This window comes from Streptomyces sp. NPDC104313 (genome assembly GCF_055583985.1).
This window is the reverse complement of sequence record NZ_JBVJMW010000006.1, coordinates 184,037-199,781: the sequence shown is the minus strand read 5'-3', so window position 1 is coordinate 199,781 and position 15,745 is coordinate 184,037. Positions and strand designations below refer to the sequence as shown.

General features: G+C 72.1%; 9 protein-coding genes and 3 pseudogenes. 5 read left to right on the top strand and 7 right to left on the bottom strand.

Features of this window, described 5'->3' with window-relative positions; genetic code table 11:
* Positions 1-7 precede the first annotated feature (7 nt).
* Positions 8-1,537, bottom strand: a complete 1,530-nt coding sequence (locus tag ACZ60Q_RS16550) for a glycosyltransferase (protein WP_469634301.1) — start codon at positions 1,535-1,537, stop codon at positions 8-10.
* Positions 1,538-1,879: 342 nt separating this feature from the next.
* Between ACZ60Q_RS16550 and ACZ60Q_RS16545 the strand changes: the two are divergent.
* Positions 1,880-3,083, top strand: a pseudogene (locus ACZ60Q_RS16545) (TPM domain-containing protein); the annotation flags it as partial.
* A pseudogene (locus tag ACZ60Q_RS16540) lies at positions 3,079-3,388 on the top strand (PspA/IM30 family protein); the annotation flags it as partial. The pseudogenes ACZ60Q_RS16545 and ACZ60Q_RS16540, both read left to right, overlap by 5 nt.
* 122 nt (positions 3,389-3,510) lie before the next feature.
* Here ACZ60Q_RS16540 and ACZ60Q_RS16535 read toward each other — a convergent pair.
* The 5 genes from ACZ60Q_RS16535 to ACZ60Q_RS16515 all read right to left on the bottom strand — a co-directional run bounded on the left by ACZ60Q_RS16535 (position 3,511) and on the right by ACZ60Q_RS16515 (position 8,768).
* Entirely contained in the window at positions 3,511-6,078 is a 2,568-nt protein-coding gene (locus ACZ60Q_RS16535) for a SpoIIE family protein phosphatase (protein WP_469634982.1), read from the bottom strand.
* A gap of 214 nt (positions 6,079-6,292) precedes the next feature.
* Positions 6,293-6,736 carry an ATP-binding protein gene (locus ACZ60Q_RS16530; protein WP_469634299.1) on the bottom strand — a complete coding sequence of 148 codons (444 nt, stop codon included), beginning with the start codon at positions 6,734-6,736 and terminating at the stop codon, positions 6,293-6,295.
* 162 nt (positions 6,737-6,898) lie between these two features.
* On the bottom strand, positions 6,899-7,303 hold the full coding sequence (locus ACZ60Q_RS16525) for an NUDIX hydrolase (protein ID WP_469634296.1): 405 nt from the start codon (positions 7,301-7,303) through the stop codon (positions 6,899-6,901).
* Positions 7,304-7,559: 256 nt separating this feature from the next.
* Entirely contained in the window at positions 7,560-7,760 is a 201-nt protein-coding gene (locus ACZ60Q_RS16520; protein ID WP_469634980.1) for an SPOR domain-containing protein, read from the bottom strand.
* A 255-nt stretch (positions 7,761-8,015) separates the two neighbouring features.
* Entirely contained in the window at positions 8,016-8,768 is a 753-nt protein-coding gene (locus ACZ60Q_RS16515) for a GntR family transcriptional regulator (protein ID WP_469634293.1), read from the bottom strand.
* A 372-nt stretch (positions 8,769-9,140) separates the two neighbouring features.
* On the opposite strand from ACZ60Q_RS16515, the gene ACZ60Q_RS16510 reads away from it, so the two are divergent.
* Positions 9,141-10,544: a glycoside hydrolase family 18 protein gene (locus ACZ60Q_RS16510; RefSeq protein ID WP_469634290.1), complete on the top strand. Its 1,404-nt coding sequence runs from the start codon at positions 9,141-9,143 to the stop codon at positions 10,542-10,544.
* Positions 10,545-10,649: 105 nt separating this feature from the next.
* Here ACZ60Q_RS16510 and ACZ60Q_RS16505 read toward each other — a convergent pair whose 3' ends face one another.
* Entirely contained in the window at positions 10,650-12,239 is a 1,590-nt protein-coding gene (locus ACZ60Q_RS16505) for a S8 family peptidase (RefSeq protein ID WP_469634287.1), read from the bottom strand.
* Between the two features lie 237 nt (positions 12,240-12,476).
* Here ACZ60Q_RS16505 and ACZ60Q_RS16500 point away from each other — a divergent pair.
* Positions 12,477-12,694: pseudogene (locus ACZ60Q_RS16500) on the top strand (threonine synthase); the annotation flags it as partial.
* Between the two features lie 159 nt (positions 12,695-12,853).
* A complete protein-coding gene (locus ACZ60Q_RS16495) occupies positions 12,854-15,562 on the top strand; it encodes a glycosyl hydrolase family 65 domain-containing protein (RefSeq protein WP_469634285.1) in 2,709 nt (902 codons plus the stop codon).
* The last annotated feature ends 183 nt before the right edge of the window (positions 15,563-15,745 follow it).

Sequence of the window (15,745 nt, the reverse complement as noted above, 5' to 3'; positions counted from 1 at the left end):
GGGGACGTCACCCCTCCTGGGAAGAGCGGGTGGGCAGCGGTTCGGGCTCCGGACGGCCGGGCAGTGGTTCGGCCCGCCGCACGGCGGCGGCGGCCTTGGTCTGGCCCGAGGTGATCGCCCACCGGGCCAGCAGGAACGAGACCGGGGTGACGAGGACGCCCGCGGCCAGCGCGGCGAGGTTCTTGTCCATCCCGAGACCGCTCACCGCCCCGTAGAGCAGGGCTCCGGACGCCACCAGGTTGACCAGGCTGGAGAGGGGATAGCGGACGAAGGCGTGCCAGGTCGGTCGCGTCCGGCACGTGACGTAGGAGTTGAGCAGGAACGAGCCCACGATGCTGACCGCGTAGCCGATGACATGGGCGGTGAGGTAGGGGATCCAGCGGTTCAGCGAGGCGTAGATCCCGAGGTAGACGGCGGTGTTCACACAGCCGATGAGGACGAAGCTGCCGAACTGGCGGACGGTACGGGCCCGGCCGGGGGCGCCGGTCGCGGGGCCCGGGGCCGGGGCGGTGGTGGCGGTCACGGAGGCCGTTGTGGTGGTGGCGGCGCGTCCGCCCGGGCCTGAGGTGAGCCCCGGGTGCGGCGGCGGGCTGTCCGACAGCGCCCGCACGGTCGTGTCGGTCTCGCGCACGACGTAGGGCGGGCGGTGTTTCGCCTCGTGGTAGATGCGGCCCACGTACTCGCCGATGACCCCGAGCGTCACCAACTGGATGCCGCTGAGGGCGACGACGGCGGTGAGGAGGGTGGCGTAGCCGGGGGTGTCCGCGCCGTTCAGGACGACACCCCCGACCGTCCACAGGGCGTAGACCAGGGCCGAGACGAAGACCCAGAAGCCGGTGTAGATCGCGAGGCGGAGCGGGCGGTTGTTGAAGGAGAGCAGTCCGTCGATGCCGTAGTTCAGCAACCGCTTGCTGCCCCATTTCGACCGGCCCGCCACCCGCTCGCTGTTGCGGTAGCGGAAGGTGACCGTGTCGAAGCCGATCCAGGAGAAGATCCCCTTGGAGAAGCGGTTGCTCTCGGGAAGGGACAGGACGCTCTCCACCGCCCGCCGGGACAGCAGCCGGAAGTCGCCCGACCCGTCGATGAGCTCCACGTCCATGCAGCGTCGGACGAGCGCGTAGTAGGTGTGGCTGAGGCTGGTGCGGAGCATGCCCTCACCCGCGCGGTCGCGGCGCGGGATGACCTGGTCGTAGCCGTGCCGGTGCAGTTCCAGCATGCGGGGGATCAGCTCCGGCGGGTGCTGGAGGTCGGCGTCCATGATCACGACGGCCGTCCCGCGCGACATCCGGAGGCCGGCGAGCATGGCGGCCTCCTTGCCGAAGTTCCGGCTGAAGGCGGTGTAGTGGACCCGGGGGTCGCGCGCGGCGAGGGCGCTCAGCAGGGGGCGGGTGCGGTCCCGGCTGCCGTCGTCCACGTAACAGATCTCGAAGCTGTCCCCGAGGGGTCCCAGGACGCCGACCAGCGCGGCGTGGAAGGCCTCGATCACCTCGGCCTCGTCGAAACACGGCACGACGACCGACAGCTGAAGGCCAGTCATGGGCCACCTCCGGATCTCGGTCCGCTCATGAGTGCCGGGCCCGCACCGGCGCGGCACCGGCGGCCTCCGGCACCGGGCCCCGGACCGCGCCACGTCCGCCCCATCTGACGACGGTCGGCGGCCACCGTCTCTCCGCACACGCGCGGGGGTACCTCTTTCCCACGCCCTTTCATGCGAACAGCCGACGGGGGCCGACGGAACGCCGGGTCGCGGGGGCGAAAAGGCACACATAACCTCGCAAAGGTGACATCTCCTCGACCGCCACGGACCCGGAGTGCCGCACCCGGCCGGGCCTGGCTTCCCAGCCGGTCCGCCGGCCCTCCCACCTGGCCTCTCACCGGCCTGTTCGCCGGTCCTCTCACCGGCCTGCTCGCCGTGCTGTCCGCCGTGTGCTGGCTGCTGCTCCCCGCCGCCGCGACCGCCCGTGCCGACGACCCCGTCGAGCTGTCCCGGGACGGGCAGATCACCGACCGGGTGGGTGCCCTGGGTGACCGGACGGGGCGGGTGGAGAGCGCACTCGACCGGTTGTACGCCGACGAGCGCGTCCAGCTCTTCGTGGTGTACGTACGCGATTTCTCCGGCCGGTCCGGACAGACGTGGAGCGACGAGACCGCCGACCGCAACGGCCTGGGCCAGGACGACGTACTGCTCTCCGTCGCCACCCACGACCGGCGGTACGCCTACTCCGTCGACGCGGGCTCCCCGCTCACCGACGCCCAGCCGCGGGACGTGGCGGGCACCGCGATCGAACCCGCGCTGCGGGAGAACGACTGGGCGGGAGCCGCGATCGGCGCGGCCGGCGGCTACGGCTCCGTACTGGCCGGACGCCCGGTGACCGCCCCCGCCATCACCCCGGGGCCCGCCGACCCCGGAACGGGTGATTCCGGCACCACCGGCGCCCGCGACCTCATCCTGCCGGTGGCCGTCGTGGTGGGCGCGGTCGCGGTCGGCGCCTACGCGTACGCCCGGCGCAGACGGCGCACGACGACCCGCACCACCCCGGCGGCCACCGGCTGGGGCCGGGGCGCGGGGGCGGGCGGTGCGCCCCAGCCGCCGACGCCGCTGCCGGAGCTGGACGGGCAGGCCAAGGAGGTGCTGGTGGACACCGACGACGCGGTGCGCACCAGTGAGGAGGAACTCGGCTTCGCCACCGCCCAGTTCGGCGAGGAGGCCGCGAAGCCCTTCACCGAGGCGGTCGCGCGGGCGAAGGAAGAGCTGACGCGGTCGTTCCGGTTGCGTCAGCGACTCGACGACGCCTTCCCCGAGGACGACGCGACCCGCCGCCGGATGCTGGAGGAGATCCTGCGGCGGTGCGCGACCGCGAACGAAGGCCTGGACACCGTCGCCGAGGACTTCGACCGGCTGCGCGCCCTGGAACGTACCGCTCCGGAGGGGCGCGGTGGGACAGGCGGGCACACTGCTGGACTCGGTGGACCGGCGGGCGGCGGAGCTGGACGAGGCCGCGCGGAAGCTACCCGCCGCGCTGACCGGGACGGAGACCAACCTCGCGGACGCCGGCGGGCTGCTCGAAGGGACCGCCGAGGGCCAAGCTCTCCCAGCTGAAGGCCAAGCGCGACGAACTGGTGGCGCGTTCGAGGTCCGCACAGGCGCGGAACCGGATGACGGACGCCGTGAAGAACGATGACGGACGCCGTGAAGAACATGGACGTACCCGACCCGACGAGCGAGCTGAGCCGCTTCGAGGACAAGGTGCGGCGCGAGGAGGCGAAGGCGCTGGGTAAGCAGGAGCCGGCGGCCTCCTCCCTGGACGCCCAGTTCGAGGAGCTGGACAGTCTGGGCGACAGCGCGGGGGTCGAGGCCCGGCCGGCGGCCCTGAAGACGGGCGCGTAACGCCTGGTACGGACCGAGGCGAAGCGCGATGAACTGCTGGCCCGGATCACCCCCACCGGCGCGGACGGGTTGGACGCCCTCACGGACCGGGCGGGGTCGGCGCCCCCGCGGGGCGGGGGGGCTCAGTACATGCTCAGGAGCTGCTCCACGGAGAGTTCGGCGGCCGGGGCCCCGTCCGGCAGGGCCAGTTCGAACCAGACGGTCTTGCCGCGCGGGGTGCGGCGCGAGCCCCAGGCGGCGCTGAGCAGGCCGACCAGTTGGAGGCCGCGTCCGCCCTCGTCGGTGTCGCGGGCGCGGCGGCGGCGCGGCTGGACGAGACCGGCGTCCCACACCTCGCAGACCAGGGTGCGGTCGCGCAGCAGCCGGAGCCGGATCTCACCCTCGCCGTAGCGCAGGGCGTTGGTGACCAGTTCGCTGACGAGGAGTTCGGTGGTGTCGACCAGGTCGCCGAGGTCCCAGGCGACCAGCTGCGAGCGGGCCAGCTCACGGGCGCGCCCCACGGAGCGGGGTTCGCGCGGCAGCGTCCAGTCCCCGACCGCCTCCCCGGGGAGCCCCTGGATGCGGGCCATCAGGAGGGCGATGTCGTCCTCGCCGTGCCGGGTGTCGAGGGTGCTGAGGACGTGGTCGCAGGCGTCTTCCAGCTCCATCTGCGGACCGGTGAGGACGGCTCGCAGCGCGTCCAGGCCCTCGTCCAGCGGCTGGTCCCGGGACTCGACGAGGCCGTCGGTGTAGAGGGTGAGCAGGGCGTTCTCCGCGAGCTCGACCTCGACCTCCTCGAACGGCTCGCCACCGACGCCCAGCGGCATGCCCGGGGGGACGTCGATGAGCCGGGCGGGCCGGCCGGGCTCGACGACGGCCGGGGGGAGGTGCCCGGCGTTGGCGAACGTACATCGCCGGGTGACCGGGTCGTAGACCGCGTACACGCAGGTCGCGAGATACACCTCGGAGAGGTCGGCCTCGCGGGACCTCTGCGCGGCGCGCGAGGGCCACTGCCCTCCCCCGCTGCCACCGAGGACCTCGCTGCGCTCGCCGCCGCCCGGGGAGCCGAGGCCGCGGGCGACCTCGTCGAGGGCGGAGAGCACTTCGGCGGGCTCCAGGTCGAGGAGGGCCAGGGTCCGCACGGCGGTGCGCAGTTCACCCATGGCGACGGCGGCACGCAGGCCACGGCCCATGACGTCGCCGACGACGAGGGCGGTGCGGTGGCCGGGCAGCTCGATCACGTCGAACCAGTCGCCGCCGACCTCGGTGGCGGTGTTGCCCGGCAGATAGCGGCAGGCGATGTCGAGGCCGGCGGCCTCCGGGTCGCCGGGGGGCAGGAGGCTGCGCTGGAGGATCAGGGCGCGTTCGTGCTCGCGGCGGTAGAGGCGGGCGTTGTCGATGCAGACGGCGGCGCGGGCGGCCAGTTCGGTGGCCAGCCCCCGGTCGCGCTCCCCGAACGGCTCGCTGCCCTTCGTACGGGAGAACCGGACGAGCCCGACGACGGTGTCGTGCGCGACCATCGGCACGGCGAGCGTCGACTGCACGAAGCCCATCTCGTCGCCGGGGACGGCCTCGACCCGGCCGGAGCGCAGCGCCATGGCGCAGGGCGAGCCGAACGGGAAGCGGTGCACGGAGCCGAGAGCGGGCGGCAGGTCGTCCGGGCCCGGGGGCCCGCCGCCGGCCACGGCGGTGGGCAGGGCGTCGGCGACCGCGCTGGCGTGGGCCACCCGGCGCAGCTCCGCCGAGCCTCCGGCGGACTCGCGGTGGGCGGGCGCCCACCTGCCGGGAGCGGCCTCCTCGCCGGTGAGCAGCCCCTGGTAGAGGTCGACGGTGGCGAGGTCGCAGAAGCCGGGGACGGCCACGTCGAGGAGCTCGCGGGCGGTGGTCTCCAGGTCCAGGGAATTGCCGATGCGGGCGCTGGCCTCGTTGAGGAGCGCGAGGTTGCGGCGGGCGCTGGCCGCCTCGCGGGCGGCGATGTGCCGGCGGGTGACATCGGTGGCGAGACCGGCGATACCGACGGGGCGGCCGGCCCCGCTGTGCACCCGGTAGAGGTTCATGGACCAGTGGCGGCGCTCGGTGCCACCGGGGGCGGGGCCGACGAGCTGGAGATCGGTGACCGACTCCCCGGTCTCCAGGACCCGTTTCAGGGTGGCGGACAGCCGGTCGGCCTCGGCCCCGGCCAGATAGTCCTCCACCGTGCGGCCCCGGTGGTCGTCGGCCGCGCCGCCGAAGAGCGTGGCGAAGCGTTGGTTGGCCCGGACGACGGCGAAGTCCGTGCCGAACAGCACGAAGCCGAAAGGAGATTGGCCGAATATGGCCTGAGAGGCGGCGAGGTCCGTCTCGATGCGCCGCAAGGCCCGGACGTCCACGACGATACAGAGCGCGGCCCGCTCGCCCCGGCCCGTCAGACTCGGCATCACATAGACCTCGGCGACGCCGTGCGCCCCGCCCTCGCCCGGCATCCGGAACGGGACGAGGCCCGTCCACTCCTTGCCGTCGAGGATCTCGCCGACCCTCCGATGGCCGTCCGAGCGCAGCTCGGCCGGCATGAAGGCCGCCACCGGGTCGCGGCCGATCGCCTCGGCCGAGGCCATGCCGAACAGGCCGGCGGCCCGGCTGCTCCACTGCTCGATCAGACCGTCGGGGCCGATCGAGAAGGAGGCGACCCTGATGTAGTCGTAGATCGAGCCGGGTGGGCTGTTCTGCCACACGACGTCGCCCGTGGTTGTGACGACATCTCCCGTTGTCCCAGGTATTTCGCTCACGCGACCGTCCCCTCCAGCTCACACACCGGACCGGTCCTTCCCGCAGTATTCAGCACTGCGGCCCCGACCGACACGGCGTTCACGATCACAGCAAGGTCTCAGTCCCTTTCAGCCAGGTTCTGCCCGACCTCTGGTGATCGCTGTGCGTCCCTCCACTCTCCTAACCAGGGAGAGCCAGCTCGAACCACACGGTCTTGCCACTTTTTCCGCGGCGGGTCCCCCAGCTACGTGCGGAACAGGCCACGAGCTGGAGTCCCCGGCCGCCTTCGTCGTCGGGTCCCGCACTGCGTTCGGTGGGTGGATCCGGAAGCGGATCGGAGACTTCCACCAACAGCACCGGGGTGGCGGCAGGGTGGTCGACGAGCGGATGACCCCCGTCCGCGTGCGACTGGGCCAGACGTACGCCGATGGGACCGGAGGCGTACCGGAGGGAGTTGGTCACCAGCTCGCTGACGAGCAGGACCGCCAGGTCACCCACCGCCGCGTCGAGGCCCCAGGAACCCAGCGCGCCCCGGACGGCGTGCCGGGCGCTCCGCACGGAACCGGGTTCGGCGGGGAAGGCCCACTCGGCGCAGTCACCTTCGGTATCGATCACGCCGATCACTTCCCAGGGACGACCACGGGCACATCCCCTACGCAAACGGGGTCTAAACAGCCCATACCCACCATTTGTTGCTCACTACCGCCCAGCCCCGTCTTTGGTGCGGACGGGCGTACGCGCACCACGGCCCGGGGGGTCAGCTCAGCGCGCACCACGGCCCGGGGGTCAGCTCAGCGCGCCCGCCGCCCTGAGGTCATCGAAGAGCAACTGGTCCACGGGCGGCACGAGGGCCCGATCGGCGAAGGAGAACCACGCCATCTCCTCGATCTCACTGCTCGCGGCGAGCGTGCCGCGGTAGTCGCCGTAGTAGCAGCTCATCCGTACGACGGCGGCGTCGGCCCGCTCATCCACCGGGGCCTCGTACGTCCCGGCATGAACGACGGTCTCCCGGATCAGGCCGACCGTCAGTTCCTCCTCGACCTCCCGCAGGAGGGTCTGCAGATCGGTCTCCGCACCCTCTCGCTTGCCGCCCGGAATGTAGAAGACATCCTTGCCCCGAGGCCGCGCGCAGAGGATCCTGCCGCCCTCGATCCGCACCCACGCCACCGTGTCGATCAGCACCGCCACCACTCCGCCCCGCTCGTCGCGTCTCCGGCGGCTTCCGCACCCCCGGTCAGGGCGGGACCCTACCGTCCGGACCGCCGACGCACGGAACGTGGGGACGGAGGCGGCGGGGCACGGGCGGCGAGGCGGAGACGGGAACGGAGACGGCACGAGGGCGCGCCACAGAGACGCGCGCGGGCGTGAAGACGTGAAGACTCGAGGAAGGCCGCGGGGCCCCGGGGGCGGAACGGCCTCCCAGGGCCCCGCGAGGTCGCCCGCCAGGTCAGGGCCTGCCGCCCTGCCCCACGCGCTCCACCCGGTAGACCTGGTGGCGATGGCGGTCGTCGAGGCCGTCGGCGACCTTCTGGGCCTCGGCCTGCGTGGCGTACCTGCCCACGCGGTAGCGGTTGCCGCCGTCGTCCTGCCGTATCACCTGCCAAGGGAGCATGGTGCCGCTGTCGCTCATCGTGTCGCTCCCCCGCATATCGCCCCTCTCCCCGTTGGCGTGCACGTCTCTAAGGATCCCCAGGAAACCGCAGTACGCATATGCCCGAGCGTACGCCTGACCCTCACTCAGTGCAGGCGGCTTTACACAAAGAGATACACATCCGGCCATCACGAAAGGGGCGCACCCGCAGATTGCGCCCCCTCGTGACCCATCAGCCCCGGTCGGCGCCCCTCAACCGGCCCGACGGGGCGTCATCTCACCCCAACCGGCCCGACGTGGCGTCATCTCGCCTCATCTCACCGGGAGGTGGTACGCGACCCTGTACCGGTCCGCCGGCACCACCACGTCGGCCGTCTCCACGGCCCGGCCCGAGGCGTAGTACGTACGCCCGATGACGATGACCACGTGACCGGGCACGCCACCCAGCGCCAGAAGTTCCTCCGCCAGCCCCGGGCGCGCGCCGACCTCCTCAGCGACGTTGTCCACGACGACGTCGATCGCGGCCATCCGGTCGACCACCCCGCAACCACCCAACGGGCCCTCCTCCGGCAGCATCACGGGCGTCCGGCCGGTGACGGCGAGCGGCTCCCAGGAGGTGGAGAGCATGATCGGCTCGCCCACCTCCCGAAAGACGTAGTGCGTGCGCATGACGCGGTCGCCCGGCTCGATGCCCAGCCGTTCGGCGATCTCGGGGTTCGCCCCTTCCTGCTCGCTGCGGGACTCCCAGGTCCCGCGCGCCCCGCCCGCCGACTGCTCCTGCCGGAACGGGCTCGCCCCCTTGTCCGGCCGATTGCCGGAGCGGGCGATCATGCGGGGCACGGGGCGCTCGCGCACATAGGTGCCGGAGCCGGAGCGCCCCTCGACCAGCCCCTCCGCCATCAGGACCTTTCGCGCCTCCAGGGCGACGGTGTCCGAGACCCCGTACTCCTCCCGGATGCGAGCCTGCGACGGCAGCCGCGTATGAGGCGGCAGCGCGCCGTTGACGATCTTCTCCCTGAGATCACTCGCCACGCGCAGATAGGCGGGCTGCTCACCGAAAGTCACAGGCCACTCCCAACAGGTTGACAGTCTGCGACAGCCTGACAACCGTGGGTTGTGCACCGCAAGCGTAGGCCAGAGTTTCACTCAATGTGATGACCTTGTGACGGTCCACGCATACCTCGAACACATACCTCGAACGCGGACACCGGATCGGCCCCGGACGCTCTCCGACTCCACCCTGCCCAGCGCCACACCGGCCGACACGGCCACACCGGCACCACCTCACCGACACCACCGCCGAAGTCGGCAACTCCCGGACTCTTGACCATTTTTGGTCCAGACCAATACCTTCCTGTGCACAGCACGGCTCCCGCACTTCCTTCCGCTTTCCCTCCGCTTTCCTTCCGCACCGGATCACGCACAGGAACGAGCCTCATGCGCCGAAGAAACCTGTCCCGAATGACCACCGCCGGCGTCGCCCTGGCCCTGCTGGCAGGCATCGCACCCGTGGCCACCGCCAGCGCCGGCCACGACCGGAACGACGGCGGCGACCGCGACCGCGACAAGGGCCATCACCGCCCCGCGTACAAGAGCATCGGCTACTTCACCCAATGGGGCATCTACGGACGCGACTTCCAGGTCAAGGACCTGGACACCAGCGGAGCCGCGGCCAAGCTGACCCACATCAACTACGCCTTCGGCAACGTCAACGCCGAGGGCAAGTGCTTCACCGGCAACATCCCCGGCCAGGCCGACGCCTGGGCGGACTACGCCCGCCCGCTCGACGCGGCGGGATCGGTGGACGGTGTCGCCGACACCGACACCCAGCCGCTCGCGGGCAACTTCAACCAGCTGCGCGAGCTGAAGGCCAAGCACCCCGGTCTCAAGGTCATGATCTCGCTGGGCGGCTGGAGCTACTCCACCCACTTCTCCGACGCGGCCCGCACCGCGGCCTCCCGCAAGGCCCTCGTCGCCTCGTGCCTCGACCTGTACATCAAGGGCAACCTCCCGGCGGACGGGGCACGCGGCGGCGACGGCGCGGCGGCCGGCCTCTTCGACGGCATCGACGTCGACTGGGAGTGGCCCGGCTCGGCGGGCAATGAGGGCACCGTCTTCCGCCCGGAGGACAAGAAGAACTTCACCGCCCTGATCCACGAGTTCCGCACCCAGCTCGACGCCTACGCGAAGAGCCGGGCTACGACCAAGGAGAAGGCGGCCAACGGGCACGGGAAGCCGAAGCCGATCCACTACGACCTGTCGGCCTACGTGGCGGCCAACCCGAAGGCGATCGACGCGGGCTTCGACGTGAAGCGCCTCATGAAGGACTTCGACTTCGTCAACATCCAGGGCTACGACTACCACGTCTCCGGCGAGAAGAAGACGGCCCAGCAGTCGGCCCTGTACGCGAAGAACGACTTCAGCGTCGACCAGACCGTACGCGACTGGGTACGCCGCGGCGCGCCCAAGCACAAGATCGTGATGGGCATGCCGACCTACGGCCAGGGCTGGACCGGGGTGAGCGGCGGCGGCACAGGCATGGGACAGCCGGCCACGGCCCCGGCTCCGGCCACCTGGGCGGCGGGCTACGAGGACTACAAGGTCCTGAAGCAGCTGGCCGCTTCGGGGACGTACAAGGTCCACCGTGATGTGAAGAACGGCCACGCGTGGCTGTTCGACGGCACGACCCTGTGGACGTACGACGACCCGCAGGTGCTGCGCGCCAAGGCCTCGTACATCCGGGACAAGGGTCTCGGCGGGGCGATGTTCTGGTCGCTGGACGGGGACACGGAGAACGGCGAACTGATCACCGCGGTCGACCGCGGGCTCAACCGCCGCTGACACCGAAGGGCCGGGGTGGCCGCGTGACGCGGCCACCCCGGCCCGACCACCGGGACCAAAGCGGTCCAGCGGTCCAGCGGTTCGGCTATGCGGGCCGGGGCGTGTTCAGAACTGGAGCGCCCAGCTGTTGATCCGCCCGGTGTCGGCGCTCGCGTTGTCGCCGACCCGGAGCTTCCAGGTGCCGTTGGCGACCTCGGAGGAGGCGTCGACGGTGTACGTGGTGACCACGTTGTCGCTGCTGCCGCCGGAGCCGTACGCCTTCAGGTTGTAGACGGAACCGTCGGGCGCGACCAGGTCGATCTGCAGGTCGCCGATGTAGGTGTGGGAGATGTTGACCGGAACGCTCAGCGCGGCCGGGGCGTTGCCGGTGACACCGGTGACCGTGACCGGCGCCTCGACGGTGGTGTTGTCGCTGATCGCGTACCCGATGGTGTTCTCGAACTTCTTGCCCGGCTCCGGCGGGTTGCCGCCGCCCGGACCCACGTACAGCAGCCGGTTCGGCGATCCCGTGCCCGGGTTGGTGACGACCCCGGGAGTGGACGCGGCGACGAGTCCGGCGGAGACCTGGGCCGGGGTCGAGGCCGGGTTGTCGGCGAGGTAGATCGCGGCGGCGCCGGCGACGTGCGGGCTGGCCATCGACGTACCGGAGATGGTGCTCGTGGCGGTGTCGTTGGTGTTCCACGCGGAGGTGATCGAGGAACCGGGCGCGAAGATGTCCACGACCGCGCCGAAGTTGGAGAAGCTGGAACGGGCGTCGGTGTTGGTGCTCGAGCCGACCGTGATGGCCTCGGCGACACGCGCCGGGGACTTCGTGTTCGCGTTGGTCGACTCGTTGCCCGCCGCGACGGCGTAGGTGATGCCGGCGGCGATGGACCGCTGGACGGCCGCGTCGAGGACCGCGTCGGCGCCGCCGCCGAGGCTCATGTTCGCGACGGCGGGCTTGACGGCGTTGGCCGTCACCCAGTCGATGCCGGCGACGACCTGCGCGGTCGTGCCGGAGCCCTGGTTGTTCAGGACGCGGACGCCGACGATCTTCGCCTTCTTGGCGACGCCGTGGGCGGTGCCCGCCACGGTGCCCGCCACGTGCGTGCCGTGGCCGTGGCCGTCCTGCGCGACGTTGTCGTTGTCGATGGCGTCGTAGCCGTTGAAGGCCCGGCCGCCGAAGTCGCTGTGGCTGATGCGCACCCCGGTGTCGATGACGTAGGCGGTGACGCCCTCGCCGGCCTTGTCGGGGTAGGTGTAGCGCTGGTCCAGCGGCAGGCTCTTCTGGTCGATCCGGTCGAGGCCCCAGGAGGGCGGGTTGTTCTGGGTGGCGGAAGCCGTGAAGGTGCGGTTCTGCGAGACGGACGCGACGGCCGGGTCGGCGGCGAACTTCTTCGCCTCGGCGGCCGATGCCTCGACCGCGTAGCCGTTGAGGGCCGAGCGGTAGGTGCGTTCGATGCTCGCGCCGTACTTCTTCGCGAGGGCCTTGCCCTGGGCGGAGTCGGACTTCGCGGCCGAGTCCTTCAGCGTCACGATGTAGCTGTCACTGATGGTGCCCGGGGCGCCCGCGTTCAGAATCACGCCTTCGGGTGCGCGCTCGGCCGCGGTCGCCGGGAGTGCGGCGGTGGCGAGTGCGACGGCGGCTGCGGTGGCTATGACGGTCGCCGCGGCGAGTCTTCGACGGGCCTGGGGGGTGTGACGCGTCACTGACATCTGAGGGGTCCTCCTCATAGACGTGCTCTGGTGGGGGGGTGCCGGAGCCGCAAGACGACTCCCGACAGGGGCATGACAAATCAATCGGCCGAACGCCCCGCTTTCTGCGTCGCCCGGTGAGCCGCGTGCCCTGCTGCCAGCGAAAGATTGACCGATCCATGGCGAACCCACAAGGGTGCCTTGGGGTGCGCCATACGCGCGCCATTCATCTGCCATACGCCTGTCATCCTGGCGAACATGACGACCTATCACTGTCCGACGGACGGGACCCGGTCCGAGATCACGGCCCTGACCTGGTGCTGCCCGGTCTGCCGGGGCCCCTGGGACCTCGACTTCACCCCGCGCGGGGTGTTGCGCCGAACGCGCTTTCCACACGGGTCAGTTCACTGTGGCGTTACGAGGAATTCCTGGCGCTCGCCACCTCGCCGATCTCCCTGGGCGAGGGCCGCACCCCGGGGGCCCGGGGACCGGGAGATGGAAGTGGAGAACTGCGAGGAAGAAGCGGAAACGGACGGACGCGGGACCTGCTCCATCCGGCGGTCGGGCGGACGCCCGGTGCGGGACCGTGCGTGCCGTGACGGCCGACCGTACCCGCGCGTCCCTACCGTCGCCCTGTGAGCTTCTCGCGCATCTCCGTCCTCGCGCCCCTGGTCGCGGTCGCCCTGATCGCACCGCTGCCGCCCCCCGCCGACGCCACCGAACCTCCCGGCCCCCTACCGCGGCCGGGCCCGGCCGCCCCGTCCGGCTCCCCCGCACCGCCCCCGTCCCCGCACCCGGCCGTGCCCGCCTGCGGCAGGACGGACGGTCCGGGCGCCCCCGGGACCTCCTGGGCGCCGACGTCCACCCGCTTCGGGGAGGCCGCCGGCTACGACCCGTACATCGGCAACGGCTACCTCGGCCACCGCGTCCCCCCGGCCGGAGCCGGATACGCGGCCACCGGGGAGAAGACCGGCTGGCCGCTCTACACCCCCCGCTACGACGGCGCGTTCGTCTCCGGGCTCTACGCCCGCGACAAGGCCGTCTCCCAGGGCCGCGAGGTGATCGCCGCGCTGCCGAGCTGGACCAACATCGACGTGGGGGTCGGCGAGGAGACCCTCGGCACGGACACCCCGGCCGGCCGGATCTCGCACTACCGCCAGACGGTCTTCCTCGCCTGCGGCCTCGTCCGCACCTCGCTGCGGTGGACGACCGCCGGCGGTCGGGCCACGGACCTCACGTACGACGTGCTGGCCGACCGGTCCGACGTCCACACCGGAGCCGTACGCCTGCGGATGACCCCGCGCTGGAGCGGCACGGCGACCGTCACTGGCCGGCTCGACGACCGGGGCGCGCGCCGGATCACGCTCCGCGAGGACGGCACGTTCCGCACGCTCGGCACCGGGATCGAGGGGGCCGTCGCGCAGACGATGCGGCACGGCTCGGGCGTGGTCGAGACCCTGCGGTCGGGGGCCCGTACGGCCCCGAGGGCGACCCCGGTCCGCGCGGACCGCACGTACACCTTCGAGAAGTACGTCGGCGTCGACACCGCCCTGACTTCCCGCGCCCCGGCCGAGGACGCCCGCGAGGCGGCGCACCGGGCGGCACGGCACGGCTGGGACCGGGTCTTCGCGGCGAACGGGGCCGCCTGGCGCGAGGTCTGGTCCGCCGATGTGCTGGTCCCGGGGGACCGCCGGCTCCAGGGCTGGCTGCGTTCGGCCCAGTACGGGCTGCTGGCGAGCGCCCGGCGCGGCTCCTCCGACAGCATCGCCCCGGCCGGTCCGACCAGCGACAACTACGCGGGCATGATCTTCTGGGACGCGGAGACGTGGATGTTCCCCGGGCTGCTCGCGACCCGCCCGGAGCTGGCGCGCCCGGTCGTCGAGTACCGCTACCGCACGCGCGACGCGGCCCGCGCGAACGCCGAGAAGCTGGGCCACCGGGGCCTGTTCTACCCCTGGACCAGCGCGAGCCGGGGGCGCCTCCCATCCGAGTGCCAGAGCTGGGACCCGCCGCACTGTCTGACCCAGAACCACCTCCAGGGCGACGTCTCGCTGGCCGTCTGGCAGTACTACCTCGCCACCGGTGACCGCGACTGGCTGGCGTCGAGGGGCTGGCCCCTGCTCCGGGGCATCGCCGAGTTCTGGGAGTCGCGCGTCACGGCGAACGCGGACGGCAGCTACTCCGTCAACGACGTGGCGGGCCCCGACGAGTACAGCAACGGCGTCGACGACGGTGTCTTCACCAACGCGGTCGCCGCCACCGCGCTGCGCAACGCGACCCGCGCCGCCCACCTCCTCGGCCGGCGCCCGCCCGCCGCCTGGAACAAGGTGGCGGACGGGCTGCGCATCCCGTACGACGCGGAGAAGAAGGTCTTCCTCCAGTACGCGGGCTACAACGGATCCACGATCAAGCAGGCGGACACGGTCCTGCTGACCTACCCGCTGGAATGGCCGATGGAGCCGGGTGCCGCGGCGGCCACCCTGGACTACTACGCGGCCCGCACCGACCCGGACGGCCCGGCGATGACGGACTCGGTGCACGCGATCGACGCGGCGGCGATCGGGGAGCCGGGCTGCTCGGCGTACACCTACCTCCAGCGCGCGGTGCGCCCCTTCATGCGGGGCCCGTACGACCTGTTCTCCGAGGCGCGCGGCGACAAGGCGGGTGCGCAGGACCCGCTGTCCGGCTTCCCCGCCAACGACTTCCTGACCGGGAAGGGCGGCTTTCTCCAGGTGTTCACGCACGGCCTGACGGGGCTCAGGCTCCGCGAGGACGGCGTGCGCCTGGACCCGACACTGCCGCCCCAACTGCACGAGGGCGTCACCCTGAAGGGCCTGCGGTACCGGGGCTCCGCGTACGAGGTCGGGATCGGCCCCCGGACGACCACGGTCCGCCTGACCTCGGGCGCCCCGTTCACGGTCCACACGGAGGCGGGTCCGCGCCGCCTCTCCTCGGCGCTGGAGCTGCCCACCCGGCGCCCCGACCTGCTCCCGACGGCCGACACGGCGCGCTGCCGCCCGGTGACGGCGACGTCCGAGGCCCCTGGCCTGTACGCGGAGGCGGCGGTGGACGGTGCCCCGGCGACGTCCTGGTCCCCCGACGGCGCGGAGGGAGCCCTGACGGTGGACCTGGGCACGAGGCCCCTCCGGCTCACCTCCGTGACCCCGGCCTGGAGCGGCACCGCCCCCGCCTCGCACACCGTGGAGACCTCCCTGGACGGCCGCTTCTGGCGTCCCTACCTGGCGGGCGACACGGCCCGCAAGGTCCGTGTGACGGTCAGCTCGGAGGACCCGGAGAAGCCGGCGGGACTGGCGGAACTGCGGGTGGAGGCGGACGGCCGGTAGGGCGCCGGCCGGCCTCACCCATCGACCACATCTCCGGCGCCGTCGCCGACCGCCTCGCGGCGAACGGGAGACCCGAGCCGGGTGCCGATCCGGAGGCCGTCCACCGCGAGGCGTACCGACGGGAGACCAAGGAGGGCGTCGAGCGGCTCCCCGCGAGCGCGGGGATGTACCAGGCAGCGGCCT